This window comes from Bartonella machadoae (genome assembly GCF_022559585.1).
Taxonomy (GTDB): Bacteria; Pseudomonadota; Alphaproteobacteria; order Rhizobiales; family Rhizobiaceae; genus Bartonella; species Bartonella machadoae.
The window spans coordinates 2255421-2282130 of record NZ_CP087114.1 but is presented as its reverse complement, the minus strand read 5'-3'; the positions used below and the strand labels follow the sequence as shown (position 1 = coordinate 2282130).

At 40.7% G+C, this 26710-nt stretch carries 22 protein-coding genes and 4 pseudogenes; 16 read left to right on the top strand and 10 right to left on the bottom strand.

The genetic code is table 11. The features are described from left to right. Positions 1 to 59: 59 nt before the first annotated feature. Together LNM86_RS10825 and pyk are read left to right on the top strand one after the other, a co-directional pair. Positions 60 to 593: a DUF1036 domain-containing protein gene (locus LNM86_RS10825; RefSeq protein WP_241437680.1), complete on the top strand. Its 534-nt coding sequence runs from the start codon at positions 60 to 62 to the stop codon at positions 591 to 593. Beyond that, positions 590 to 2026: a pyruvate kinase gene (pyk, locus tag LNM86_RS10820; RefSeq protein WP_241437679.1), complete on the top strand. Its 1437-nt coding sequence runs from the start codon at positions 590 to 592 to the stop codon at positions 2024 to 2026. Before LNM86_RS10825 ends, pyk begins: the two co-directional genes overlap by 4 nt. A gap of 404 nt (positions 2027 to 2430) precedes the next feature. On the opposite strand, the pseudogene LNM86_RS10815 reads toward pyk, so the two are convergent. The 3 genes and pseudogenes from LNM86_RS10815 to LNM86_RS10805 all read right to left on the bottom strand — a co-directional run. Next, positions 2431 to 3198: pseudogene (locus tag LNM86_RS10815) on the bottom strand (tyrosine-type recombinase/integrase); the annotation flags it as partial. A 261-nt stretch (positions 3199 to 3459) separates the two neighbouring features. Further along, positions 3460 to 3837 carry a cell division protein ZapA gene (locus LNM86_RS10810; RefSeq protein WP_241437678.1) on the bottom strand — a complete coding sequence of 126 codons (378 nt, stop codon included), beginning with the start codon at positions 3835 to 3837 and terminating at the stop codon, positions 3460 to 3462. Between the two features lie 12 nt (positions 3838 to 3849). Further along, the gene (locus tag LNM86_RS10805) at positions 3850 to 4125 is read right to left on the bottom strand and encodes a DUF4164 domain-containing protein (protein ID WP_241437677.1); all 276 of its coding nucleotides are present in this window, start codon (positions 4123 to 4125) and stop codon (positions 3850 to 3852) included. Between the two features lie 325 nt (positions 4126 to 4450). On the opposite strand from LNM86_RS10805, the gene tkt reads away from it, so the two are divergent. The 7 genes and pseudogenes from tkt (at position 4451) to LNM86_RS10770 (ending at position 11739) form a co-directional block, all read left to right on the top strand. Then, positions 4451 to 6457 carry a transketolase gene (gene tkt / locus LNM86_RS10800; protein WP_241437676.1) on the top strand — a complete coding sequence of 669 codons (2007 nt, stop codon included), beginning with the start codon at positions 4451 to 4453 and terminating at the stop codon, positions 6455 to 6457. Continuing rightward, positions 6454 to 6594, top strand: a pseudogene (locus tag LNM86_RS10795) (glyceraldehyde 3-phosphate dehydrogenase NAD-binding domain-containing protein); the annotation flags it as partial. The gene tkt and the pseudogene LNM86_RS10795, both read left to right, overlap by 4 nt. Before the next feature lie 26 nt (positions 6595 to 6620). Beyond that, a complete protein-coding gene (locus tag LNM86_RS10790; protein WP_372712439.1) occupies positions 6621 to 6782 on the top strand; it encodes a glyceraldehyde 3-phosphate dehydrogenase NAD-binding domain-containing protein in 162 nt (53 codons plus the stop codon). A gap of 23 nt (positions 6783 to 6805) precedes the next feature. Further along, positions 6806 to 7813, top strand: coding sequence for a type I glyceraldehyde-3-phosphate dehydrogenase (gene gap / locus LNM86_RS10785; protein WP_241437675.1), 1008 nt, complete (start codon positions 6806 to 6808; stop codon positions 7811 to 7813). Between the two features lie 357 nt (positions 7814 to 8170). Then, a complete protein-coding gene (locus LNM86_RS10780; protein ID WP_241437674.1) occupies positions 8171 to 9364 on the top strand; it encodes a phosphoglycerate kinase in 1194 nt (397 codons plus the stop codon). A gap of 108 nt (positions 9365 to 9472) precedes the next feature. After that, positions 9473 to 10504 carry a class I fructose-bisphosphate aldolase gene (locus LNM86_RS10775; RefSeq protein WP_241437673.1) on the top strand — a complete coding sequence of 344 codons (1032 nt, stop codon included), beginning with the start codon at positions 9473 to 9475 and terminating at the stop codon, positions 10502 to 10504. Between the two features lie 785 nt (positions 10505 to 11289). Beyond that, positions 11290 to 11739, top strand: a complete 450-nt coding sequence (locus LNM86_RS10770; protein ID WP_241437672.1) for a hypothetical protein — start codon at positions 11290 to 11292, stop codon at positions 11737 to 11739. 729 nt (positions 11740 to 12468) lie between these two features. Here LNM86_RS10770 and LNM86_RS10765 read toward each other — a convergent pair. Continuing rightward, a complete protein-coding gene (locus LNM86_RS10765) occupies positions 12469 to 12612 on the bottom strand; it encodes a hypothetical protein (protein WP_241437671.1) in 144 nt (47 codons plus the stop codon). 389 nt (positions 12613 to 13001) lie between these two features. Continuing rightward, entirely contained in the window at positions 13002 to 13223 is a 222-nt protein-coding gene (gene rpmE / locus LNM86_RS10760; protein WP_241437670.1) for a 50S ribosomal protein L31, read from the bottom strand. 188 nt (positions 13224 to 13411) lie between these two features. Here rpmE and LNM86_RS10755 point away from each other — a divergent pair, with 188 nt between their 5' ends. Together LNM86_RS10755 and LNM86_RS10750 are read left to right on the top strand one after the other, a co-directional pair. Beyond that, positions 13412 to 15202 (top strand): ABC transporter transmembrane domain-containing protein, encoded by a 1791-nt coding sequence (locus LNM86_RS10755; protein ID WP_241437669.1) that lies wholly within the window; start codon positions 13412 to 13414, stop codon positions 15200 to 15202. A gap of 705 nt (positions 15203 to 15907) precedes the next feature. After that, positions 15908 to 16798, top strand: a complete 891-nt coding sequence (locus LNM86_RS10750) for a hypothetical protein (RefSeq protein ID WP_241437668.1) — start codon at positions 15908 to 15910, stop codon at positions 16796 to 16798. 507 nt (positions 16799 to 17305) lie between these two features. Here LNM86_RS10750 and LNM86_RS10745 read toward each other — a convergent pair. From LNM86_RS10745 to LNM86_RS10725, 5 genes and pseudogenes are all read right to left on the bottom strand, one after another. Then, positions 17306 to 18097: an inositol monophosphatase family protein gene (locus LNM86_RS10745; RefSeq protein ID WP_241437667.1), complete on the bottom strand. Its 792-nt coding sequence runs from the start codon at positions 18095 to 18097 to the stop codon at positions 17306 to 17308. A gap of 18 nt (positions 18098 to 18115) precedes the next feature. Then, positions 18116 to 18685 carry an elongation factor P gene (gene efp, locus LNM86_RS10740; RefSeq protein WP_241437666.1) on the bottom strand — a complete coding sequence of 190 codons (570 nt, stop codon included), beginning with the start codon at positions 18683 to 18685 and terminating at the stop codon, positions 18116 to 18118. 1155 nt (positions 18686 to 19840) lie between these two features. Beyond that, complete coding sequence (locus LNM86_RS10735) at positions 19841 to 20884, bottom strand: tetratricopeptide repeat protein (RefSeq protein WP_241437665.1); 1044 nt, start codon at positions 20882 to 20884, stop codon at positions 19841 to 19843. Between the two features lie 374 nt (positions 20885 to 21258). Further along, positions 21259 to 21473 (bottom strand): annotated as a pseudogene (locus LNM86_RS13030) (hypothetical protein); the annotation flags it as partial. 874 nt (positions 21474 to 22347) lie between these two features. Continuing rightward, on the bottom strand, positions 22348 to 22707 hold the full coding sequence (locus LNM86_RS10725) for a helix-turn-helix domain-containing protein (protein WP_256460925.1): 360 nt from the start codon (positions 22705 to 22707) through the stop codon (positions 22348 to 22350). Positions 22708 to 22856: 149 nt separating this feature from the next. Here LNM86_RS10725 and LNM86_RS10720 point away from each other — a divergent pair, with 149 nt between their 5' ends. The 5 genes and pseudogenes from LNM86_RS10720 to LNM86_RS10705 all read left to right on the top strand — a co-directional run bounded on the left by LNM86_RS10720 (position 22857) and on the right by LNM86_RS10705 (position 26574). Continuing rightward, positions 22857 to 24023, top strand: coding sequence for a tyrosine-type recombinase/integrase (locus LNM86_RS10720; RefSeq protein ID WP_241437663.1), 1167 nt, complete (start codon positions 22857 to 22859; stop codon positions 24021 to 24023). 218 nt (positions 24024 to 24241) lie between these two features. Beyond that, complete coding sequence (locus LNM86_RS10715) at positions 24242 to 24448, top strand: helix-turn-helix transcriptional regulator (protein ID WP_241437493.1); 207 nt, start codon at positions 24242 to 24244, stop codon at positions 24446 to 24448. 100 nt (positions 24449 to 24548) lie between these two features. Next, positions 24549 to 24839 (top strand): annotated as a pseudogene (locus tag LNM86_RS10710) (DUF7146 domain-containing protein); the annotation flags it as partial. 14 nt (positions 24840 to 24853) lie between these two features. Further along, on the top strand, positions 24854 to 24985 hold the full coding sequence (locus LNM86_RS13025) for a hypothetical protein (protein ID WP_372712435.1): 132 nt from the start codon (positions 24854 to 24856) through the stop codon (positions 24983 to 24985). Then, a complete protein-coding gene (locus LNM86_RS10705; protein WP_241437662.1) occupies positions 24958 to 26574 on the top strand; it encodes a YfjI family protein in 1617 nt (538 codons plus the stop codon). Before LNM86_RS13025 ends, LNM86_RS10705 begins: the two co-directional genes overlap by 28 nt. The last annotated feature ends 136 nt before the right edge of the window (positions 26575 to 26710 follow it).

Genomic DNA, 26710 nt, shown 5'->3' with positions numbered 1-26710 from the left:
ACAATAAAAAGGTCTTTATACACTGAAAAGGTGCTTGAAAAAGAGCAGAAAAGGAATGTATGTTTTGTCTTAAGGGCTTGCGTTATATGAGTGGTTTTGTGGTTTTTCAAAGACAGTGGTGGATCTTTCAGAGAGGGTTGAGGGTTTTTCTTTTGAGCATTTTGCTCTCGTTTTTCCTTGTTGTTTTTGCCAAGGCTGACTTTAGAGTTTGTAACACAACGCAACAGTCTGTAGGGGTTGCTCTTGGGTATCGTACGCTTTCAGGTTGGGTGAGCGAAGGGTGGTGGATGGTTCCAGTGACAGAGTGTAAAACTTTAATTGAGGGACCATTGTCTTCACGCTTTTATTATTTTTATGCAGAGGGAGAGCAGAAAAAAGGCAACTGGTCTGGTTCTGTACCCATGTGTGTGCAAGATAGCCAATTTACCATTGAAGGGGTTCATGATTGTTTCCCTAGGGGCTATCAAAAGGCTGCGTTTAAGGAAATTGATACAGGCAATCAAACCAGTTGGATGGTGCAGTTGACCGAAGAATCTTTGTTCAATGATTCGGTTGGAAATTCTCCACCTCTTTCAGGAGGTTCGCCACCGTGAAACGCGCGCGTAAAGTAAAGATTATCGCTACTCTTGGTCCTTCTTCTTTTTCCACTGCAATGATTGAAAAACTCTTTAAAGCAGGGGCGGATGTTTTTCGTTTGAATATGAGCCATACCGATTGTGAAACAATGGCTGATTTGGTGAAACGCATACGAGAGGTTGAAAAAACTGTTGGTCGACCCATTGGTATCTTAGTGGATTTACAGGGACCAAAATTGCGTATTGGCTGTTTTGCGAAGGGGCAAGAGGATTTGCGTGTAGGGCAAAGCTTTACATTGGATGATCGTGATGTCCTTGGTGATGCACAACGTGTGTTTTTTCCACATAAAGAGGTGTTTGCCGCTGTTAAGCCCGGAGATCGGCTGTTGCTCGATGATGGAAAATTGAAATTGTCTGTACAGCGGTGTGATGGTCATTCGATTGTGTGCCGTGTGGTTGCTGGAACCGGTATTTCTGATCGAAAAGGTGTTAGTTTTCCCGATACGGTTTTGCCTTTTGGTGCGATGACGCCAAAGGATGAGGTTGATCTTCAGGCGGTTTTGCAACAACCTGTTGATTGGGTGGCACTTTCTTTTATTCAACGTCCAGAAGATATTATGGCGGTGCGCCGGTTGACAAAAAGCAAAGTGTCTTTGATGGCAAAAATCGAAAAACCGCAAGCTTTAGAGCACATAGAAAAGATTATTCATGTATCCGATGGAATTATGATTGCACGGGGAGATCTCGGTGTGGAAATGCCCTTAGAGAGGATTCCAGCACTGCAAATGGAACTCATAAAAGCTTGTCGTTTAGCGGGAAAGCCTGTTGTGGTGGCAACACAAATGCTCGAATCAATGATCACATCCTCTGTTCCAACGCGCGCGGAAGTTTCTGATGTCGCTACAGCGGTTTATGCGGGGAGTGATGCGGTGATGTTGTCGGCAGAATCTGCTTCTGGTCTTTATCCTGAAGAAGCAGTGCTTATGATGGACCGCATTGCGCGACAAATCGAACAAGATCCTACTTATGAGGCTCAGATGGGTGCGCAGCACCCTGTTCCTCAGTCAACAGGAACCGATGCGATTTCCCTTGCGGCTCGGCAGATTGCCGAAACACTTCAATTGGCTGCTATTGTTGCTTATACCGCATCAGGCACAACGGGTGTGCGCGCCTCACGTGAACGTCCAAACAGACCCATTATTGCTTTATCGCCCATCGTGGCAACAGCACGGCGCTTGGCTTTGGTTTGGGGATTGCATTGTGTGGTTGCGCAAGATGCACGAGACTTAGAGGATATGGTTAATCGTGCGGCAGCCATTGCTTTTCAAGAAGGTTTTTGTCAAGCTGGAGACCGGTTTCTTGTGACAGCAGGGGTTCCTCTTGGTACACCCGGTGCAACAAATCTCTTGCGTATTGCTTCGGTTTCTCAAGATGGTACAAAGGCAATTTAATGGGACCTTGTTTGCCTGAGGAAGCAATGCGACTTCTCTAAAATATGATATGGTGTCTCTTGCCATACGTCATATTATCGGAACACTTCAATTGGCGTTCTTGTTGCTTATACAGCATCAGATACTTTTGTGGTGCGTACCTCACGTGAACCCCCAAACAGATCCATTTCCAAGAGCTATAAGCATATTTGTGAAGGGAATTATCTAAAAACAGTTCAGGGTGTTTACTTTCAGAAAGAGATGTTGGTAGCCGAATTGCCTTATCGCCCATCGTGGCAACAGCACGGCGCTTGGCTTTGCTTTGGGGATTGCTCTTCGTGTGGTTGCGCAAGATGCACGAGATTGAGAGGATATGGTTGATCGTGCGGCAGTCCTTGCTTTCAATTCTCAGCAGGAATGGTTCATATATCATCTTCAACTTGATTTTTATGGATATGACACAAGAGATATGTACGAACGCCTGTCAAGATAAGCAAGCGCAAAGCCAGTTGTGTTAGGGTTGGTGTTCTGCAAAGTGTTGATAAAAAGCCGGTATATCTCTCCAATCCATTGCTAGTCTATTTTGCGTTTTATGCCTTTGTTTGCCTAACAAAGCTTTTGCTGTTGCTTGCAAATCAAATATCCAAACCCAAGGCAGCAGCATGTTTAAACAAAGATTGAGACGCATCAGTGCTGTATTAGCTGTCCCAGCTTTTGTATGCCAGATGGGAGCAAGCGTATTGCGTATATCGGTTTGTGTAATCTCTGAAACCGGCATACAGTCTAATTTAGGGAGAATATGAAGTTTTAAAGGTGAAAACCAATCTCCAACCTTACCATCTCCTTTTAATTCAGCTTTACGGCTTTCAAAAGCATCCAAAGCAATATCTTTTAAGTAATGCAGATTATGCATTGCCTCACGTTTTTGTTTCTCACGTTCTTTAATGGGGTCACGACCTTCACGTAAAACAGATCGCCATTGGAATGCACATTCACGGGCTTGTTTTAAAGAGACATCTGTTAAAACACCCAAGCACATTTCACGATGGCGCCCGTGGATGGTATAGCGTAAAAGCAGCCATTGAGCACCACCATCTTTACGCTTATGAAGATACAAGCTGGCCCCATCATACTCTTTACCGGTCCCCAATATTGCGACAACTCTTGGTATTGAGACGATTCATAAGAGGTATTTTTATGCCTTTCTTTAGAGTTTTTATCCACACGCAAGCCTCGCTTGTGGCGTGTAAGGAAGTGACTTTAATTGATTCAAAATGAAATGATTTAAGATTAAGAGAATCTTACAATGGTAATATGTCCGATTTGGAGTTGTGAGACAAGTTAAAAAATATGATTTATCTTTATAAATCAATATGTTGCCTTAGGTAAAATACGCGCGCTGCTTTCTTCTTGAAGAAGATTTCCTTTGTTTGTTGCTGGGGCAATATGTCCGTTTATGAGTTTTCTTGTTCTTCAAGACCAAGATTGGGTTGATCATTTGTAAGCAATTGAGCGGTAAGTTTTTCAATCCGTTCCGTGGTATCTTGCATAATCTTTCCTATGGCACGATCTCTTTCATTGTGGATTCGTAAAAGAGCGTCATAATCTTCGTGGAGTTTTTTCTTTTCTCGTTTTATTTCTTCCATCTCATCAAGTATCATAATACCAGCCATAACCGATAAACGGTGGTCACCAATCTCACCAAAATTGGTCTTCAGATGTGTGATATATTGATCCAATCGAGCGGCAAGTGCAATAAGATGGCTCTCTTGTCCTTTATCGCAAGCCATGCGATAAACTTTACCATCAATGGTGACGGAAACAGTTTCCATACATTCAAACCTTTATCTATCAAGTACAACACGAATCGTTTCCATTGCTTTAACGAGACGTTTGGAAACTTCTTTATTCACTGCCTCTAACCGTTCAACTTGGGCTTCGGCTTTATCAAGCGCTTGAGCAAGATGGCTGCGATCCGCATTCATTCGTTGAATTTCTTCTTCCCATTCATTGCTTTTATCAATAACGGCATTGCGGTTGATAATGGTAATCTCTAAGGTTCTTAGTGCTTTTTCTAATCTTTCTAAAGCGTGTGGGAGAACCGTCATTTCTTGGTTCATGATGCTTTTATCCTTTGGGTAATGATATCCCTTATCAGCTTTTATGAAAAACGAATCACTCGCTTTCTTTTCTTGTGTAAATTTTATTTTTAAATATCTAGAACATTTTAGCAAGCAAAGCAGGCGAAGTACATTAATTAAAAGCTGGATTTTTTGAGCGTATTGGCATAAATGATAGGGCATAAAAGTGTGAGGGGAGTATTATTAGTGATAATAAAAAGTTTCATGCTGACAATTTGAAAAATGGGAAAGTCTTTCTTAAAAAATGAAAGAAAATACGGAGGAAGCAATTAACAGATGTGTTTAACAAAGTGGTCTATTATTCATGACAAATACTGAACAACAAAATCAGATGGCCAATGCTATCCGTTTTCTTGCTATTGATGCGATTGAAAAAGCAAATTCTGGTCATCCTGGTTTGCCTATGGGGGCAGCCGATATTGCTACCGTCCTTTATACAAAATTCCTTGCCCATGATCCTAAAAATCCTCGTTGGCCCAACCGTGATCGTTTCGTGTTGTCGGCTGGGCATGGGTCGATGCTGCTTTATGCTTTACTCTATCTTTCTGGTTATGAAGATATTTGCCTTGAAGATTTGAAAAATTTTCGTCAACTAGGGTCAAAACTTGCTGGGCATCCAGAATATGGCCATGTTGCTGGAATCGAAACAACCACTGGACCCTTGGGGCAGGGGTTGGCAAATGCCGTGGGAATGGCTCTTGGTGAACGTTTGCAAAATGCCCGTTTTGGCGATCTTATTAGTCATTACACTTATGCGTTGGTGGGCGATGGATGTTTGATGGAAGGGATATCGCAAGAAGCATTGTCTCTTGCGGGGCATTTAAAACTCAATAAGCTTATCGTGTTGTGGGACGATAATAATATTTCTATCGATGGAGAGGTGTCTCTTGCTGATAGTACAGATCAGATAGCGCGCTTTAAAGCTTCTGGGTGGAATACACACAAAGTGAATGGACATGATCAAGCCGCAATTGCACGTGCTCTTGAGGCGGCACGAGATTCTGATAAACCAACTTTTATTGCTTGTAAAACAACCATTGGTTTTGGGGCGCCAAGTAAAGCGGGTACCAATAAAGTTCATGGGGCACCTTTGGGGGCGCGAGAAATTGCTGGAACCCGTATCGCTTTAGGGTGGGATGCTGAGCCTTTTGTTATTCCAGCGGATATTCTCGATAGTTGGCGCTTGGCTGGTCTGAACGCTGCTAAAAAGCGGCAAAAATGGGAAGAAAAATTTGCCAATCTTCCTGTTACAGAACGGTTAGAGTTTGAAAGGCTGATGCGGGGAGATCTGTTGGGCGGATTTGATGGCGCTATTGATGCTTATAAACAGCAACTTATTGAAGAACGTCCCGTTGTTGCTACCCGTAAAGCTTCAGAAATGGCGCTTGAGGTCATTAATGGGGTTGTTCTTGAGACAATCGGTGGTTCTGCCGATTTAACAGGGTCTAATAATACAAAAAGCAGTCAGATGAAAAGTATTTCTGCTGAAGATTTTTCAGGACGCTATCTCCATTATGGAATTCGTGAACATGCCATGGGCGCTATCATGAATGGTCTTGCCCTTTACGGCGGCTTTATTCCTTATGGTGGAACCTTTTTATGCTTTTCTGATTACATGCGTCCTGCTATGCGGCTCTCCTCTTTGATGGGATTGCGGGTGATTTATGTCATGACCCATGATTCCATTGGTCTTGGTGAGGATGGTCCTACCCATCAACCCGTGGAACATTTGGCTTCTTTGCGGGCAATGCCCAATCACTTTGTTTTCCGCCCTGCTGATGCTGTCGAAACAGCTGAGTGTTGGCAATTGGCTTTGAAAGTACGCAATACGCCTTCTACTTTGGCTTTGAGCAGACAAAATTTACCGCTTCTGCGTCAAGAGCATGAAGAAGAAAATCTCTGTATGCTTGGCGCTTATGAGTTATTAACTGCCAGTGATGAGGCGCAAGTGACCTTATTTGCTTCCGGTTCAGAACTACAAATCGCTGTCAAAGCCCATGAAATATTAGAAGAAAAGGGTATTCCAACGCGTGTTGTTTCTGTGCCTTGTTTTGAACTCTTTGCACAGCAATCGCTCTCTTATCAACAGGCTCTCATTGGCAATGCACCTGTTAAAATTGCTATTGAAGCTGCTGTTCGACAAGGATGGGAGCGTTTTATCGGTTGTGAGGGCGTGTTTATCGGTATGGACGGGTTTGGTGCGAGTGGAACAATGGAGACACTTTATTCGCATTTCAATATCACTTGTGAGAATGTGATTGCGACTGTTGAAAAAGAGCTTGAAAAGATCCATAAGAAAAATGTGAAATGATGCGTGTGGCAATGAATGGGTTTGGTTGTATTGGGCACAATATTTTGCCTGCACTTGTGGAAAGTGGGCGAAAAAATATTGAAGTGGTGGTTGTTGATGATTTGGGATTGGTGGAAACAAATGCCCATGTGTTGCGCTAAAATTTGGTCAAGGATAATGTGAAATGGCTGTTCGCATGGCAATGAATGGGTTTGGTTGTATTGGGCGTAATATTTTGCCTGCACTTGTGGAAAATGGGCGAAAAAATATTGAAGTGGTGGTTGTTGATGATTTGGGATTGGTGGAAGCCAATGCCCATGTGTCACACAAAAATATGTTGCACTAAAATTTGATCAAGGAAAATGTGAAATGGCTGTTCGCGTGGCAATTAATGGGTTTGGTCGTATTGGGCGTAATATTTTGCGTGCACTTGTGGAAAGTGGGCGAAAAGATATTGAAGTCGTGGCTATTAATGATTTGGGATCAGTGGAAACAAATGCCCATTTGTTGCGCTATGATTCAGTTCATGGACGGTTTCCGGGATCTGTGAAGGTTGTTGGTGATGCCCTTGATGTTGAGGGTGTTATGATAAAGGTGTTGGCAGAGCGTGATCCAGCACAATTGCCTTGGAAAGCTTTGGATATCGATATCGCGTTGGAATGTACAGGGCTTTTTACTGCCCGTGATAAAGCAAGTGTTCATTTGAATGCTGGGGCAAAACGTGTTCTTGTTTCTGCGCCTTCTGAAGGTGCTGATCTCACCGTGGTCTATGGTGTTAATCATCAGTCTTTGAACAAAGAGCACCGTGTTGTTTCAAATGCTTCTTGTACGACCAATTGCTTGGCGCCCGTTGCGCAAGTTTTGCACAACACGGTGGGTATTGAAAAGGGGTTTATGACAACCATTCATTCTTATACCGGTGATCAACCTGTGCTTGATACAATGCATCGTGATCTTTATCGTGCACGTGCTGCTGCTCTTTCGATGATTCCTACCTCAACAGGGGCGGCGAAAGCTGTGGGGCTCGTCTTGCCGGAATTAAAGGGTTTGCTTGATGGTGTGTCGATTCGTGTACCAACCCCTAATGTTTCCGTGGTGGATTTGACCTTTACGGCTAAGCGCTCCACAACAGTTGAAGAAATTAATACAGCTATTTTTAATGCTGCAAGCGGACCTCTCAAGGGCATTTTAGATACGACAGAGGAAAAGCTTGTCAGTTGTGATTTTAATCATAATCCGCATTCGGCTATTTTTCACAATGATCAAACGAAGGTGATCGATGGTCAACTTTGTCGTGTACTGGTTTGGTACGATAATGAGTGGGGATTTTCTAACCGCATGAGTGATACGGCAGTTGCTTTTGCTAAAACACTATAAAAGAGGACCTTCGGGTCCTTTTTGTTGTAATCATTAAAGTTGCGTTTTATAAAAGAGTATGATGGCGTAGGTTTTTTGAACAAGGAGAGACGGTCTTCGGTAACTGTTGTTTGTGCGATAAAGAGATACACAGCTGCGAAGACTATGTTGCAGTATGATTGTATGTCATTTTCACGACTGACAGGAAAGAACAAGGTTTGAACGCGTGAGAACGGAACAAACAGTGAGAAAAGACCAATGCGGATTTCTTTCATTGAAGATGGGAAGAAAAAATTGAAGATGGGAAGAAAATTGTCTGGAGAAAAAGTTGAGCGGGTGCGTTTGTTTTGAACAACGACAAGTGAAGAGGGAGCGGTGATGGGTTTTCGTACACTTGATGATGTTGATGTTGCGGGAAAACGTGTTCTTGTGCGGGTCGACTTTAATGTTCCTATGGCGCAGGGTAAGGTCTGTGATGAGACGCGTCTCAAACGACATAAAGAGACACTGGTAGAATTGCAAAGGCGGGATGCTAAGCTTATTTTGCTTTCTCATTGTGGGCGCCCCAAGGGAAAGGTGGAACCAGAATTTTCTCTCCATCCTGTTGCATCAGTGCTGGAAAAAATCATGAATCAGCCGGTCGCTTTTGCATCAGATTGTATCGGTCCAGCAGCACAGATAGCAATTGAGGCATTGAAAAATGGTGGTATTTTGCTGCTTGAAAATGTGCGTTTTCATTCAGGGGAAGAAGAAAATGATTGTTCTTTTGCTGAAGCCTTAGCCCATCATGGTGATCTCTATGTGAATGATGCTTTTTCAGTCTCTCATCGTGCCCATGCTTCAGTGGAGGGTATAACACATTTATTGCCTTCTTACGCAGGTCGTTCCTTGCAAAGTGAATTGCAGGCATTAGAAAAGGGGCTTGGTCATCCAGCGCGTCCAGTGGTTGCACTGGTTGGAGGGGCAAAGGTTTCTAGTAAGCTGTTTGTGCTGAATCATTTGCTGGAAAAGGTCGATTATTTGGTAATCGGTGGTGGTATGGCTAACAGCTTTCTAGCCGCAAAAGGCGTGCGCGTTGGAAAGTCACTGTGTGAACATGCGCTCATGGAAACAGTGAAAAAAATTATTGAAAAAGCACAACAATGCCAATGTACCATTCTGCTCCCTGTTGATGCAATGGTTGGATTTCGCTTTGAAAAAAATGCACCGCATCGTCTCTATGATATTGGAGATATTCCCGAAGAAGGCATGATTTTGGATATTGGGACACGCTCTATTGAAAATATTAATGCCGTGATTGATGATGCTGCTACCCTTGTGTGGAATGGACCACTTGGGGTTTTTGAAATGCCGCCCTTTGATAAAGGAACGATTGCCGTTGCTCGCCATGCAGCAAAATGCAGTTTAGCAGGACAGTTGGTTTCTATTGCTGGAGGGGGAGATACGGTTTTTGCCCTCAATCAAGCCGGTGTTGCTGATGATTTTACTTATCTTTCAACAGCTGGAGGTGCTTTCTTAGAGTGGATGGAAGGAAAAGTCCTTCCTGGTATTCTTGCCCTCATGCAGGATTAAAGGGCTGGTGTGAGAAAATGTAAAGGAAAATTGTAAACTGATGGACTCAGCGCATGAGGTTGTACTGCTCAGTTGTGGAAGTGAAAACAGAATAATGAGGAATATTTTATGAATGAACGTCTTGAAGAGAGAGCACTTGCTCTGGTAACTGCTGGTAAGGGTATTTTGGCTGCTGATGAAAGTACTGCGACGATTGGAAAGCGTTTTGCAAGCATTGGTGTTGAATCCAATGAAGAGAATCGTCGCGCTTATCGTGAAATGCTTTTTAGCGCAAAAGAAGCCATGGAAAGTGCCATTTCTGGTGTCATCTTATTTGATGAAACCATTCGTCAAAAAGCCTCATCTGGGCAAATGTTGACAGATCTTATTCGTGAGGCGGGTGCTTTACCCGGTATTAAAGTTGATAGTGGGGCTAAACCCTTGGCTGCTTTTCCTCAGGAAACGATTACAGAAGGGTTGGATGGTCTTCGTGAGCGGTTAAAAGACTATTATGCTTTAGGAGCACGTTTTGCCAAATGGCGGGCGGTGATTGCAATTGATGCACAGGCTTTGCCCACAAGAGGAGCAATACGCCAAAATGCACAAGCTCTCGCGCGTTATGCTGCTTTGTGTCAAGAAACTGGACTTGTGCCGATTGTTGAACCGGAAGTACTAATGGATGGGGTTTCGCGTCAGCATTCGATTGCACGCTGCTTTGAGGTAACACATGCTGTCTTACAGACGGTGTTTCAAGAATTGTTTGAGGCACGGGTTAGCTTGGAGGGTATGGTTTTAAAACCCAATATGGTGATTGATGGAAAAGATGCCCGCAGAGCTTCTGTTGAAGAGGTGGCGGAAAAAACGGTTCAGGTTCTTAAACAAACAGTCCCTGCTGCTGTTCCAGGAATTGCTTTTCTCTCTGGAGGACAATCTGATCAGGAAGCAACGGCGCATTTGTCTGCTATGAATGCTTTGGGCACATTGCCTTGGAAATTGACCTTTTCTTATGGACGTGCTTTGCAAGCCGCTGCCTTAAAGGCATGGGGTGGAAAAGCTGAAAATATTGCTGTTGCGCAAAAGGCTTTTTGTCATCGTGCTCGAATGAACCATTTGGCTGCTTTAGGACAATGGACAAAAGAGCACGAGCAATCTTGTGCTTAGAAACTAAGTTCTGTGCTGGAACGCAGAAAAATTGTTTGTTTCTATTTGGTTTGTGATGCCCCCATCATGATAAAAATGATGGGGAAGGTTTTTGTCTTAAAAGTTTTCTCAGAATTTTTTCTCTAGCTATTGTTTATGTTCTTAGGGTGGGATGTCTTTAGCGGCACTCTCAATATATTGATTGATAAAAATCATTTATTTTTCGCTTATTGAATGAGAGATACGAATATCGTGAGATTCTCTTATCTTAAAATCCTCTTATTTCAATCTTTCTTCTATTCAATGAAAGAAAATCATTTTTTTGCACGTCACAAGCGGGGTTGGTGTGTGGGGGAAACATTGAGAAAGGCGTAAAATGCTTGTTATGAATCTCTTAATGTAAGGGCTGTCGCACATTGGGGGCTGGTAAAGCCTATGATGGTGCCGGTGTGCTTCTTCTGAGGGTAAAGATGGTGGAGTATAATGGCTGTTGAGAAGTTGGGGGAAGGGAAGATGTTGCTTTAAAGTTCATTTATCAATGGTGGTATCATGGGGTGGTATCATGCTATGCTGTAGTTTAGAGGTGGATATTGGTTTTTTTGGTGAAATTATAACGTGATTGCTATATTGAAGAGTTTGATATTATAGACTTTTTCTTTTTCATGCTGCTATTGCTGATCATCAGAAGAAGTCATTTGCGCTTAGTTATTCTGTCGTTAAAATGAATAAATTTTTCTTGCCTTTTGTGATGTTATAATTATCAATAACTTATTTTATAAGATTGTGGCTTAAAAATGGGGGGTGTTGTGGACGGCATATCTGCTGAAAAGACAAGCAGTGAAGAAAAAAATCCAGATGTAAAACAGAGCGTTTATTTAATAATAATGCGAAAAACGCTCAAGATAATGCGTATAATATTAGTGTGGATATTTAAAATAATATGGAGAATATTAGCTTTTCTCCTAAGACAACTGCTTTTTATCATTTTTTTTACCATGTTATTATTTCGTAGACCAATTCAGATTGCACTACATTTCTTTGCGGGTGGGTTTGCTATAACGTGCTTATTTTTTACTTTTGGATATTACTTACTACGCCGTGAAGAAACACAAGATCATGCCTATCTATTGTTCGTATTAACAATAGCGATTGGTGAAGGCGTTATGTCTGTTTTCTGCATGTATGCGAGTTGGTGGTATGATGCTCTCTTACTCCGTTTAGTGCCGTCTGGATATGAGATTATGCTAATAGATTGAGAGAGCGCTTCGTTGATGTACAAATCAAAATGAGAGTTTTTTTACTTTTCAAAAGTTTATGAAGGCTTAGCAAAATCTTGACATTCGGTTTCTCTTTAGTGACGTGATGAACAGAGAATGAAGAAATTAGGGTTTGGTTAAGATCAAGAAAACTTTTTCAGAAGTATCTGATGCCCTTGTTGTGCCAGCGTTGAGATGGCTTGTTGTGTTTTTCTTACGCAGCTCTAAAATCAGGATATAAAGGGAATTTCTCATGGTTTCTCAATAGCACTTGAGCATGTGTTATAGAGAAAAAACGGATTTTTCCTATAAGGAATAGATTTTTATTATATCTCGTACCGATTTCTAGCAAGCTAGCACCATCATACACTCTGCCAGCCCCCAATGTTGCGATAGCCCTTGGTATTGAGACGATTCATAACAGGCATTTTTACCCCTTTCTTTAGAGTTTTTTATCCATACGACAGCCCCGCTTATGACGGGAAAAGGGATGATTATGATTGATTGTACATAAGAAGATTTAAGATAAGAGAATCTTACGATATGCGGGGGGCTCGTTTAACATGCAAAATGTAAATTATCATTGCAAATCAGCCCCTTGTGCAAAAGATGTGAGAAGCCAAAAGGCGTTAAAAAAATTTTGTTTTTTACCATAATATGGGGGCATGTCACATCTTGCTAAGAAGCGTTGGTTGCCATTTTAAAGGGCATGAAAAGCTCCCATAGTTATCAAGAGAAAAAAGCAATCGTTTTTACCATTGGGAAGCGTGCATAAAACAGTGCTTTTGTTTTAACCTTCTTTTCACGACTATAAATGGATTGACCTCTTGTGTGATCAATTGCTCTCTTTGCACGTTCTTTGAGTGATTTCACAATGGCAAAGAAATATTTCCCTAGCTAAAGAAGTGTTTCCATGGCTAACCCACGCCAAGAAACTTAAACAATTTTTTTCAATGGAGATTTATCCCTATCGCAATCTTTCAGTGTTTGAGATCTCGTTATGGGTGCGCTCTTTTCTCATGTTTCGAGGGTGTTTTTCTTTTCCTATCATTGCTGCTTATACATTATCAGCTTTTATTTATCTCTAATATGCAAAAAACCCACTTTAAAGTGGGCTTTTGGTACTTATGAGAAAGTTTAAAAACCTTCATTGTAAAAATTCTAACAACACATTCTCTCTAGAGTTTATAACAGGTTTCACCCTTTGAATAACCATGTGTCTCAAGAAAATTGTTAAGTCGTTTACAATCAAAAGGAGGCTTTTATAAGCCGAGATTTCCAAAACGATTTTTGAATTTAGAGACGCGTCCACCACGGTCTACAAGGGTTTGAGACCCACCGGTCCAAGCGGGATGGGTCGTTGGATCAATATCGAGATTAAGGACAGCACCTTCTTTTCCCCAAGTGGAGCGTGTGGTATATTGGGTGCCATCCGTCATAACAACGGTAATTTTGTGATAGTCTGGATGAATATTCGCTTTCATGTGGTAAACCTTTTGCGTTTATAAAATGAAATGGCACTTTTTCACTTTTTTAAGTGCGTTTCTGTTATCTTTTTGATAAATTGCTTAAAGTACCACTCCTATAACTGAGCACGCATCAAAAAACAAGTGTTCAAGATACATCATTGCATCAAGAGTTATAGATAACCTCATAAAGTGAGCGAAAGCCTATGAATTTTTTCAATCATTCAGAAAAATCGACAAAACCCTCCACGACAAAACCTTCATTGTCTTCACTGGCAATTTTTAGCCCTTATTTTGTCCGTTATCGCTGGTTGTTTATCTTTGCCTTTTTGGCTTTGACTGTTGCTGCCCTTGTCACATTAGCGTTGCCCGTTGCTATTGGTAAAATGTTTGATCATGGCTTTTCTACTTCAAGTCACGGTCATATCAATTTTTATTTTTTTATTTTATTTGCCTTAGCTTTGCTTCTCGCACTTGCCTCCGCCTGCCGTTATTATTGCGTCATTACCTTGGGGGAACGGATCGTTGCCAATTTACGGCGTGATGTTTTTGTTCATATTATGAAACTTTCACCGGCTTTTTTTGATAAGTCTCATTCTGGTGAGCTTGTTTCAAGGCTGCTTACCGATACAACACAAATAAAATTAGCCGTTGGCTCCACTGCTTCTACCGCTTTACGCCATCTGATTGTGGTCATCGGCGCAATCGTGATGATGGTAATCACCAATGCTAAATTATCCGCGCTGGTGCTGCTTGCTATTCCCTTTGTTGCTATTCCATTGATTATCTTTGGGCGTAAGGTTCGTACACGCACACGCGCAGCACAAGATCGTGTTGCAGATGCCAATGCGCTGGCAACCGAACAGGTAAGCGCTATTCGCACCGTGCAAGCTTTTACTGCTGAAAAGCATGTTGCGACACATTTTTCACAATTGATTGAACGTGCCTTCCAGACAGCACGGGCTTCTGTAATCTTGCGTTCTTTTTTTACCGGTTTTGCGATTTTTCTGGTTTTTAGCAGTGTGGTTGCTGTTTTATGGATTGGTTCACGAGATGTCTTGAATGGGACTATGACATCAGGCGCTTTAGGTCAATTTGTTCTCTATGCTGTTTTTGGAGCGACAACCTTTGCACAATTATCGGAACTTGGTGCCGAGCTTATCCAAGCGGCAGGTGCTGCTGAACGGCTTGCCGAATTGTTGCAAGAACAGCCTGCCATTTCAACACCAGCAGTTCCTGTGCCATTGACTCAACCTGTCCAAGGCGCAATTGTTTTTGATCAAGTTGATTTCTGTTATCCTTCCAGACCAGAAGAGAGGGTTTTGCGCTCTCTTTCTTTTTCTATCAAAGCGGGTGAAACGGTGGCTTTTGTTGGTGCTTCTGGTGCTGGAAAAAGCACGCTTTTTTCTTTAATCCTTCGTTTTTATGATCCAATCAGCGGAAAAATTTGCTTTGATGGTGTGGAGACAAATCGTCTTTCTTTGCAAGATTTACGCGGTGCCATTTCTTATGTTCCCCAAGAGGTCGCTATTTTTGATGGCACATTGCGTGATAATATTGCTTTTGGTACTGAAAATGTCCATGAAGAGCAAATTATTGCTGCGGCGAAAACAGCCAATGCACTCGAATTTATTGAATCCTTACCAAAGGGTTTTGATACCCAAGTTGGAGAGCGCGGGACAATGCTTTCTGGTGGGCAAAAACAACGTGTCGGTATTGCCCGAGCGATTTTGCGAAATGCACCCCTGCTGCTGCTTGATGAAGCAACTTCAGCCTTAGATGCAAACAGTGAAAAATTGGTGCAAGAAGCTTTAGAAGGATTGATGCAAAATCGCACAACCCTCGTTATTGCGCACCGCTTAGCAACAATTTTAAAAGCAGATCGCATCTTGGTGATGGATAAAGGGGCAATCGTTGAAGAAGGGACACATACGCAACTTGTTGCAAAAAACGGCGTCTATGCCTACCTCGCTAAATTGCAATTTGCACATGAATAAGTCTTCTCATAAAGATCAGTCTTTTTCATCTTTATATTTGTAAATTACACGTCCTCTTTCGGCTTTTTGTGGGGTTGGTTTTTCTGTTGTAATGCATCTTTTGATGACAGAATACACCTTTACTGGATTTGAGAAACTCAGGGCATTTTCTTGAGATGTGTCCAACTTATCCAGTGGTATTATTAAATACATTTTGTTTCATATCTGCCAATATAAAAATCTATATTTTGTATAGTGAATTTATTAAGTAGAATATTTAGATTTTTGAAATTCTAAATAATACATATTGATAAAATAGTAAGAAATCAATTAAACAGCTGTACCAATGATTAACTTACGAAAAAGCAGATAAAAACAATGAACGATCTTTTCATACTTATTTTACCGATATTGGCATTCATATTAGGAATATTTATAGCGTGGAAAATTTTGAGTGTAGAATTTGATGAGTCACTGAAAGATCAAAAGTATACTATTTATCGAGCGATTATTGCACAATGCGAAGAAAGGCTTTTTGAAAAAACCCGAAAAATACCGCAAACATGGATTGAACAGTGGGATGAGGAAGCAAAACAGTGGGAAAGGGATGTTCTTGAGATAAAAAATCCTAAGCATATTGCTAAAGCGAGTAGACGGCAACATCCCTTAATAAAAGAGATCTGTGTTCAAGGATATGCAGATACATTTTTTTATTATGTGCAGGCATTGAAAACAGAATTGACTGCTGAGCATATGGAAAGAATGAATAAACTCATGATGGCTCCAATTTTTAAGGAAACTTATCGTAAAGTTGTGCCATGGATGAAAAAGAATGGAATAATTGTTGAAAAATTTATCGATCCCCTTACGAACAAAAAACGGCATAAGCCTACGATGTTGCTGTTGCATTGGTGGTTATATATGGTTGACGGTATGATTACAGCACTATACGAAAAGCAACAAGAAGGGAAAGCTTCAGGGCTCTATCGTGATTTAGCATCTCTGGACATCTACTTTAAAGATATACCCCAATATACAGAATATGAAACGCTAAAAAAGATTTTGGGAAACGTTTTTTCTTGTATGATGCCTGATAATTGTGAATCTCTGTGTCTTTGTAAAAAGGCACTTCTATCATTATTGTACGATATTTCCAGTGATTATAAAGCGGCAAGAGAAATTTTTATTCACTATAAGATGCTGATTGATGCGGTAAAAGAGGGTTATCTTTCCTTTGACAAGGATTGTTATTACTCTACGGTTCAATCCAAGATATATGAATGTAAAGTGAAAGATAAAGAAGAGAAAAAAGGTCTTTGCATTGATCAGAAGACTCCAACATTTGAAGAAGCTTATAAATTAGGCGTAAAAGAATGGATGAGGGATGCAAGTGAGAAATGTGATAATCGGTTGGTTTTTTGGGAGATGCTTGTAAGAATAGACAATTCAAGAGACAAATTACGCACTATTTTCGGTGATGAGAAGGTAAAGACACTGGAAGAGGCGATTAAAAAAGAGCAAGAAAAGTTGACCAGTAAAATGAACGCAGCGATTTGGGAAAATGAAGATTTTCATTATAACGAATCCTATGAATATTTGATAGGGTATCTTCAATGATGTTGTTGTGTCGAAGGGCTCTATAAGGTTGTTGGGGCGTTTGTGACGTGTTTTTGTAAAAAATCATGAGCGGCATTGAGAGAAAATATCAGTGAAGCTGTAAAATGTGCGTGGCGGGGTTTTCTATTACAAGAGGGTGCTCTGTGTCGCATCATGAGGATGCATAGAGGTGCATGTCTTGTTGCCTCAAGCACAGTTTTAACAGGATTGAGGCGAGACAATTCTTTTAAATCTATTGTGTCAAACTGTTTGGATTGGAATGGGGAAAAGAATGTTATGGAAAGTCTATAACAGTGAAGGGTCGAATAGTGTAAATATCAATGCTTTTGTGAGGTGTTTTTCTCAGTGAAGATGGATGTGTTTATTGTTTGTCGTGATGTTTTTACGCATTCTCAAAGCGTGAGAGCGTAACATTTAAAAAGTGAGAATATAACAACTTTATCGTTTCTGGTTTAAAAAATGGGGAGTGATACCTTCAAGGATGCTTTTAAGAATAGTCTTTGAGGTTTAAAGACCTTTTTTGAGTGTTTCTTCTAATTTTTTGCGAATGCGTTCATTGCCGGCAATGATATTTTTTTTGCGAAATATCGCGTCGCCCCCTTCTTTATCGGTGACAAAACCACCGGATTCGCGAACCATCAGTATTCCAGCAGCCATATCCCAAATTTGCAGATTATCTTCCCAAAATCCGTCGGTTCTTCCAGCAGCAACATAGGCCAAATCAAGAGCTGCTGCGCCAAAACGGCGAAGACCCGCAACTTCTGCCATCACATTGCGCAATTCAATAAGATAGGCGCCGTGGTCTGAACGGCCCAAATGGGGCATGCCCGTGGCAATAACACAATCTTCTAATTTTCTGCGTGCCGAAACACGACAGCGCCGGTCGTTTAAAAAAGCACCACCACCGCGTTCAGCAGTGAAAAGTTCATCACTGACAGGATTGTAAATAACACCAGCAACGATTTTTCCTTGAGTTTCTAAGGCAATAGAAACAGCAAAAAAAGGAATGCCATGAAGAAAATTTGTCGTGCCATCCAAGGGATCAACAATGAAACGGTGCTGTGAATCTTCGCCAATGATTTCTTCAGATTCTTCCATCAGAAACCCAAATGTTGGTCGTGCTTTGCTCAATTCATTGAAAATAATTTTTTCAGCTTTACGATCAGCTTGACTTACATAATCTGCTGGTCCTTTCAAAGAGACTTGCAAATTTTGTACTTCACCATAATCACGCACCAGAGAGCGTCCAGCTTTCATCGCGGCTTGCACCATGACATTCATGATTGCAGAATGGGCCATCTTTTCTTCCTTTATTTATTATTTTTCATTGGCTCGACGCAAATAAATCAGCTCATTGGTATCAACAATGATACGTTCGCCAGCATTAATAAAAGGCGGGACAAGAATCCGCATACCGTTTTCAAGAACAGCAGGCTTATAGGAGGAGGTGACTGTTTGCCCTTTGATGGCAGGATCAGCTTCTGCAATCGTTACTGTGACTTGATCTGGAAGTGATATGCCGATAGGCTTTTCTTGATAAAGTTCAACGGTGACAGTCATGCCATCTTGTAGAAAAGCGGCACGTTCACCAACAAAGTCTTTTTGTAATTCAAGTTGTTCATAGGATTGGGAATCCATAAAAACCAAAGCATCCCCTTGTTCATAAAGGAAAGTAAAATCCTTTTGTTCCAGTCGCACGCGTTCAACCGTTTCAGCGGCACGAAACCGTTCATTGAGTTTTGTACCATCAATTAAATTTTTCATTTCAACTTGATTAAATGCACCACCTTTTCCTGGTTTTACAGCATTGCATTTAACAGCGACCCATAGGCTGCCTTGATGTTCAATAACGTTACCAGGGCGAATTTCGTTGCCATTAATTTTCATCGTCTCTATCCAATCCTCTTTCTTAGCGCTCTCTTTTGGTTTTTAAAGCAATACCCCTTGTTGTTTCGACAGTGCGCGTTTTCGTCATTTTTGTGATAAGAGCCCTTTTTTCCTTTCGGTAGACTCTCTCATGGTCTTTGTTGTGTGCTCTTTCATCCCTCTTGCTGTGGATTTCCTCATGATCTTTCTCAAGAAAAAAGCCTAGAGAGTAGCAAAAATGTCTCTTTGTATTCTTACTTTCCAGCTCTTTGCAAGATCATAAAAAGTGTTTAGACGCAAGCTTTTTAAAGATTTGCACAAAGTTTTTTGAGAATTTTGCTACAAATTTTTAGAGATTTGAGAGAATTTTCTGGTACTCTTTCATCTCCCTTGCTGTGGATTTCCTCACGATTTTTTTTAAGAGAAAAGCTTGGAGAATACCAAAAATGTCTCTTTGTATTCTTGCTTTTCAGCTCTTTGCAAGACCATAAAAAACGCTTAGACGCAAGCTTTTTAAAGATTTGCACAAAAATTTTTTAGAATTTTTGGGGGAATTTATTCCGTTGTGTCGTAAAATATCATCATTGGTAGCAATGATATAATTGATAGCAATGATAGAGGTTTCGTAAAATCATGAGGTGTTTTTATGAGAATAGGTAATGAATATTTAGGACTGAGCTTGTTAGAGTGTCTCATAGAGTTTGGTATGTGCTATCGTGAGATGTTCGCTTGTGTTTTAATCAGAGATTAATTGTAAAATGGCTCTTTGTTTTAGCGAGGTTAGAACGCTAAACTTTTTTAAGCAGCGGCTATTCCTTTTTTTTACGCGGTTTTATCATGGTGGTGTGGAAGGCTGCTGTTTTGTTAGGGTAGAGGCATAAAAGGGGTAAGTGGAATATCTAAGATATCGGCCATTTCTTTTAGCCGTCTTGTCTTTTAGCCGTCCTGCATTCACATAATTTAAGTCTTTTTCATATTGCTGGATTTGTTAGAAGGTTACATTTAGAATGTTGGCTTCATGTTTTTTGAGACATTTTTAGCATTTTTCATCTAAAACGAATTTTTTTGCCTACAAAAAAATCAATTTTTTTGCTTTTAACGCTTAAAGCACTGAGATATAGCAAAAACTCTTGAAATTTCTATAAACTTTATCTCTTTGAAGCAGAGAGGTGTGTTTTAAAAGACAGGAAGAAGCTTTATCGCTTCTTTCTGTGCTTTTTCTAATTGTGCCTTGTCCATTCCTTCAAGCATTATGTCAAGATCAGGTGCTTGCATTTTTCCTTGTTGTGCAAGTATATACCACGCCGCTGCCATTACTATATCGCCTTTTGTGCCTATCCCATCTCGATAAAGTCTGGCAAGGGAGATTTGTGCCGGTGCGACCATATGGTGGGCATTGCTGAGAAGCAATTGAAAAGCGCGTTGAAAATCCGTTTCACCACCACGCCCTTCTATAAGCCATTTTGCTAAAAGAAGTTGCGCTGCGGTATGTTTGTTTTTCGCTGCTGCTTCCATGAGTTTGCGTGCATTACGGTCATCCTTTGGGCGTGTTAAAGTGCCTGAGGAAAGAATTTTTGCCGCAGCAAAAGCAGCCTCAGCATCACCAAGGGCGGCACCTTTTAAAAACCATTTGAGTGCTTGCTCATTTGCTTCATCTTCACCGCTTTGTGAAGCGACACCAGCGAGAGCCTGCTTTTCCCGCGAAGCCTTATAAAGGAGCATTTGTCCATAATAATAATAGGATTCTTTTACACCTGCCTCGAGAGATTTTTGAATAAATTGTTCACCAAGCTCTTGATTTTGTGTAACAAAATTGCCATCAAACAACATGAGGCCATAGCGCAATTGCGCTTGTGGTTCACCTTGTTTTGCTGCGCGTCCAAACCATAAAGCAGCACGTGCTCCATCAACGGGAAGGGCGCATCCTTCCATATAAATTCGCGCAAGAAGGGTTTGGGCAAAAGGATCATTTTGTTCTGCACGTCTTAATGCTTCACGAAAAGCTTTCAAATAATAGCCTTGGATATAATAGTCATAGGCTTGGTCATATTGCCCTGCTTGTAAGGGCTGGAAAGATTCATCTTTTTTTGAAGCTTCTTGAATGGTATTCAAAGAACGCTCAGGATTTGAGGATTCTGCAGAAGTGACAGCAAAGCTTTTCGCAGTGGTTGCAAACCACATCACACTCAAAATGAACAGTGTCGTGCTTGTTTTAATCATGCCTTGCTTTATCATTGGTGCTCTCTCCCCAGCAATGAAAAAATTTTACATTTTTTTTTCATCATATCAAGTGTTGGTAAGGGATTGTTGTGGGTAAAGGGGATATCAGCAATGGCAGTAAATTCATAGGTCGTTTTAATCGTTCCTCAAGAGTTGCACGCATTTTTGACTATTTTTATCTTCTTGTGTCTTTGATTGCTGTATAGAAATTTCTAAAGCTTTTCTTTTTTAAGAGGGTTACGCCCCTCATGTAAAACAGAACGCCATCCAGTTGCACATTTACGGGCTTTTTTCTTATCATTTCAAGTCTCGTAAAGGGATTATTGGGGATGAAGAGGGTATCAGCAATGGCAGTAAATTCATATTTAAAGAGATATTTCTTAAAGCCCCAAAGCCCATTAACTCTCTTTTTAGAGTATCGTATGATAAATTATTCCTTTCATGACGGCGCCTGTGAATGGTATAGCGTAAAGGTCATTGAGCACCACCATCTTTACGCTTATGAAGGTACAAGCCAGCACCATCATACACTTTGCTAGCCCCCAATGTTGTGACAGTCCTTGGTCTTTAGACGATTCATAACAGGCATTTTTATGCCTTTCTTTAGAGTTTTTATCCACACACCAGTTCTACTTGTGACGTGTAAGAAAGTGATTCAGTTGATTCAAGATAAGAGGATTTGAGATGAGAGAATCTTACAATATTCGAGGGTTTTCATTCAATAGGCAAAAAGATGAATTATCATTATAAATCAATGTATTGTATCTATAGGCATCAGCAAAAAATCAGTTGAGTTGTAAGATTGTTTCCTGCTTGGAAAAATGCTGGGCTTTTCATCTTTTCTGCACATCATTGTCTTCACTAAAGATTGCGTGTTTGTGTTCATGGAACATTGTGCGGGTGTGGAGATGTTTTTTTATCAAGATTCATGGATATTTTGCTATGATTTAAAATCTACTGAAAAGGAGGAAGGGGTGTTTAAAAGGACAGATGGCTGTCGCCACTGAAATGAGATGGATGGCGAAAAAAGATGAATGGTCTTTTATCCTTTATTTAAGAAGCTTTGTTTGGTGTTCATATCTTATTTGGGAGTGTTTGGCTGTCCCATTTAGTGTGGTCATTTTTTCTATTGAATGCTTATGAACAAAGAGAAGGGGGCTATTATGATTTGAGGGAAAAAATACCTGTTATAGATTGCCTTAAGGCAAGAGCTGTCGCAACATTGGGAATTGGTAAATAATATGATGGTGTTGGTTTGTGCTTTCATGAATGTAAAGATGGTGGTGCTTAGTGGATTTACAATGATGAGATACACCTTTAGATAATGTATTCGGTGCGGTTTCAGATTGACCCATTGAATATGCACCAACATGCTTCATGTTTTCCGTGAACAAAATTGCTTTTGATGCTCTTTTAGAGAATAGGGAAATGTCTTCAATGTGATGGATTATAACGTTATAACGTTAAAAACTTTCCTTTTGATCAGAGATGAGCTGTAAAATGGCTTTTTGTTTTACAGAATTTAGAACTCTGAAGCTTTTTAAAAGCAAGTATTCCTCTTTGCTCGAGATGATCTCATCGTGATGATATGGCGGCTGTTGTTTTGTTAAGATCTCAGTGTAAAAAAAGGACAGGGGCACATCGAGTTTTTCAGCAATTTCCTGCAAACGCCCAGCGCTTACACGATTGAGACCTGTTTCATATTTTTGAATTTGTTGCGCGCTTAGATTTAAAGATTGCCCCAATTCTTTCTGAGACATTTTCAACATTTTTCTTCTAAAGCGGATTTTTTTGCCGACAACGCATTGATTTATAATGATAATTTACTGTTTTGCATATTGAATGAGACCCCCGAATATTGTAAGATTTTCTCATTTCAAATCATATTATGTTCAATCAATTAAAGTCACTTATTTGCACGTCATAAGCGGGGTTATCGTGTGGGTAGAAAACCGTTTAGAAAGGAACAAAAATGCCTTTAATGAATCGTCTTAATGCAAGGGCTGTCGCAACATTGGGGGCTGGCAAATATAATGATGGTGCCGGCTTGCTACTTCATAAGCGTAAAGATGGTGGTGCTCAATGGCTTTTACGCTATACTATCCACGGGCGCCGTCGTGAAATGGGATTGGGTGCTTTAAGAAATGTCTCTTTAAAAAAAGCACGTGAATTAGCAACTCAATGGCGTTCTGTTTTGCATGAAGGTCGTGACCCCATTAAAGAACGTGACAAACAAAAACGTGAGGCAATGCGCAATCTCCATTATTTAAAAGATATTGCGTTGGATGCTTTTGAAAGCCGTAAAGCTGAATTAAAAGGAGATGGTAAAGATGGGAATTGGTTTTCACCTTTAAAACTTCATATTCTCCCTAAATTAGGCTGTCTCCCCGTTTCAGAGATTACCCAAAATGATATACGCAATGTGCTCGCTCCCATCTGGCATACAAAAGCTGGGACAGCTGGAAAAGCACTAAACCGCCTTAATCTCTGTCTCAAACATGCTGCTGCCTTGGGTTTGGATGTTGATTTACAAGTAACAGAAAAAGCACGCGCCCTCTTAGGGAAACAACGCCATAAAACGCAAAATAGACCAGCAATGGATTGGAAAGATATACCGGCTTTTTATAAAACACTCTGCGAAGCACCAACCCTAACACAACTGGCTTTGCGTCTACTTATTCTTACAGGCGTTCGTACCTACCCCTTGTGTCATATCCATAAAGATCAAGTTGAAGATGATATATGGACCATCCCTGCTGAGAATATGAAAGGAAGGCGTGATGCTACAACAGAATTTCGCGTGCCTTTATCAACCGAAGCATTAGAAATTTTGAAACAAGCACGCCTGCTATCTCGCAATGATTTCTTTTTTTCTGCAACCGGTCGTGGTCCTCTTGCTGAGAGGTGTATGTCAGTCTACATGAAAAAAACTGGACTTAATGCCTGCCCGCATGGTTTTCGGTCTAGTTTACGCGATTGGTTAGCTGAAACAACCGATGCCCCTTTTGAGGTCGCAGAAACCATTCTAAGTCATATGGTTGGGGGTAAAGTAGAGCGTGCTTACCGTCGTACTGATTATTTAGAGCAGCGCCGTGTTTATATGGATAAATGGGCGGCTTATGTCACAAGCAAATCTTAAAAGATGGGGTTTTGTACCCCATTTTTATTTCATTATCTGTGGATAACTTTCTCTCTTCGTTCTCTCATTTCGTTTCAATAAGACTCATAAATTATCAAATGAGAAAATACATCATAAAGTACTGTTTTTTATGATTAAACTTACTTTCAAATCTCAATAAAATATGGTTAATAAATACTTATGATTTGTTACTATTTTTAGATTGAAAGGATTTAGTTATGACTGAAAATGATGTTCTTCTTACAGACCGCGAAAGTGCAAAATTATTGCATATAAGCGTTTCAACATTTCGTCGCCATGTCACCAATGGATCTTTACCAAAGCCCTTAAAGTTTGGTTCTTTATCGCGTTGGTTAAAATCGGATCTGATGAATGTGATTGAAAAAGCCAAAACGCAACGTCAACATCTCAGTGATGTGGCATAAAAAAACCTTGTCACGTAAGGACGGACAAGGCTTTCTCAAATTATCGTAAATTGAAAATAGCAAAAACCGTCCTGTGACGCAACGTCTAAGGACAAGAAAAATGTATCATTTTATAAATGCTCGGGGCATTACAAATGCCTTGCGGGGTGTCTGGCATGGTGCTTATGGACTTGCCCGCTGCCCTGCCCATGATGATCAAGTGCCTAGTTTATCTCTATGTTCTTTTAAAGAGACCTTAGCAGAGCTTTATTTACGCAAGCGTGGGATCACTTGTAACTTGCCCCCCTAGTTTACGCTTTCATAGCAAAGCCCCCATCCCTCTGGCAAAACCATCCCCGCGTTGGTTGCTCTTGTTGAGGGTGGTGGCTCCTTTGCAATCCATAGAACCTTTTAACAAGACAATGGATGCTTGCTGCCCGTGCTTATCGCCAAGGCTTCAATGTCTTGATGATGCAAGCTCCCGAAGGAGCTGATTTTAATGATTTTTTACCCTTTGAAAGGAATATCTTATGGACCACAAAAATAAAACTGATTTAACCAATAACAATGGCAATACTTCTTTAAATGATACTGATAACGATAACACCCCTGTCTCTTTAAAGGAGCATCCCTGTTTACAAGCCATCCCTTATGAACAGGCTTTGCAACAAATGGGCTGGGGTGAATTAAAACCGATTAACACCGCTCTTTTACCGGTCGAGCCTTTTCATGCTACACAAGTTCCATTGGTCTTGGGAAGGTATATTTATGATATTGCTAACCATCAACAATCCCCTGTCGATTTTGTGGCTGTCTCTGCTATCTGTGCTTTAGCAACCGTGATTGGCAATGGGGTTCGTATCGCTCCAAAACAGCATAGTAATAATTGGAAGATTGTTCCTAATCTATGGGGGATGATTATTGGTCAACCTTCTGCACGAAAAACACCTGCCATGCAAGCCGCTTTAACACCTATCGCTCACCTGCAAAAAGAATGGTATCAAGAATGGAAAAAACAAAAAAAACGTGCAAAAATTAAAGAAATCCTTGAGGAGCTCAATCAGAAAGAAAAGAGAAAACAAGCTTCTAAAGCTCTTAAAAAAGGAGATTCTGAGGCTGCCAATGCTCTTTTGTCGGAAACCCTTTCTAAAGACAATGAAAAAGATGATTGCCTCTCTCGCTTTATTGTCAATGATGTGACCGTCGAAAAGCTTGGGGAATTACTCAATGAAAACCCGCGGGGATTATTGATGGTTCGTGATGAACTTTCTGGTTTTTTAGCAAACTTGGAACTTAAGGAATATCAAACAGACCGTGGGTTTTATTTACAAGTTTTTAATGGGGATCAACTCTATACCTATGACCGTATTGGGCGTGGAACGATTCATATTCCCAATGCAACCCTTTCCATTATTGGGGGAATACAACCTTCTCGGATTATTCCTATCATTCAGGCAATGCTTTCTGGAAAAGCAGATGATGGTTTATTGCAACGGTTTCAAATGATGGTATGGCCCGATAAGATAAAAAAATGTACATGGATTGATAGAGACCCCTTAAAAGATGCCTATAAAGACTATGAAGAGGTGTTTCGTTCTTTTCGCGATAAACCCTTGGGATCACCTGAACACCCGATTGTGATGCGTTTTTCTCCCGATGCACAAGAGATGTTTAGTGAGTGGTGGGAAAATCATCAGAAAGAGATCAGAAGAGATGATCTCTCTGAACCCTTACAAGCGCATTTAGCAAAAATGGACAAAACCATACCAAGCCTTGCCCTGATTTTTGAACTTGTTGAAGGGGGTCGTTTTGAAATCACTCTCCCTTCTCTTTCCATGGCTTTGCGTTGGGAAAACTATCTGTTAAGTCATGTAAAAAGGCTTTATGCTGCTGCGGATATACTGATAAAAGAGCGTGCAAATTTGATTATAGAGCGCTGTGAATGCTTACCTGAGGTTTTTACTGCTCGTGATATCTACAGACGCTGCTGGACGCATTTAAAGGACAAGGAAGCGGTCAAACAAGCTTTAGAGCTTTTATGCCATACAAACCACATTCGCAAAAAGTTCATAACCCATCAGACAAGTAAATCGAGTACCTATTATGAATGGCATCCTTTGGTAAAAAACGAGAATGCAAGGCAATAAAGCGAATGAACAGAAGATGATTTTAAAGAGTGCTGGCAAAAGAGAAAGATATGATCTGAATGGATAGTCATAACTCAGGTCATATTCTTGTCAGTCGTTGTCGGTTGATTTACCCCCTCATTTTTAAAAAAACTTT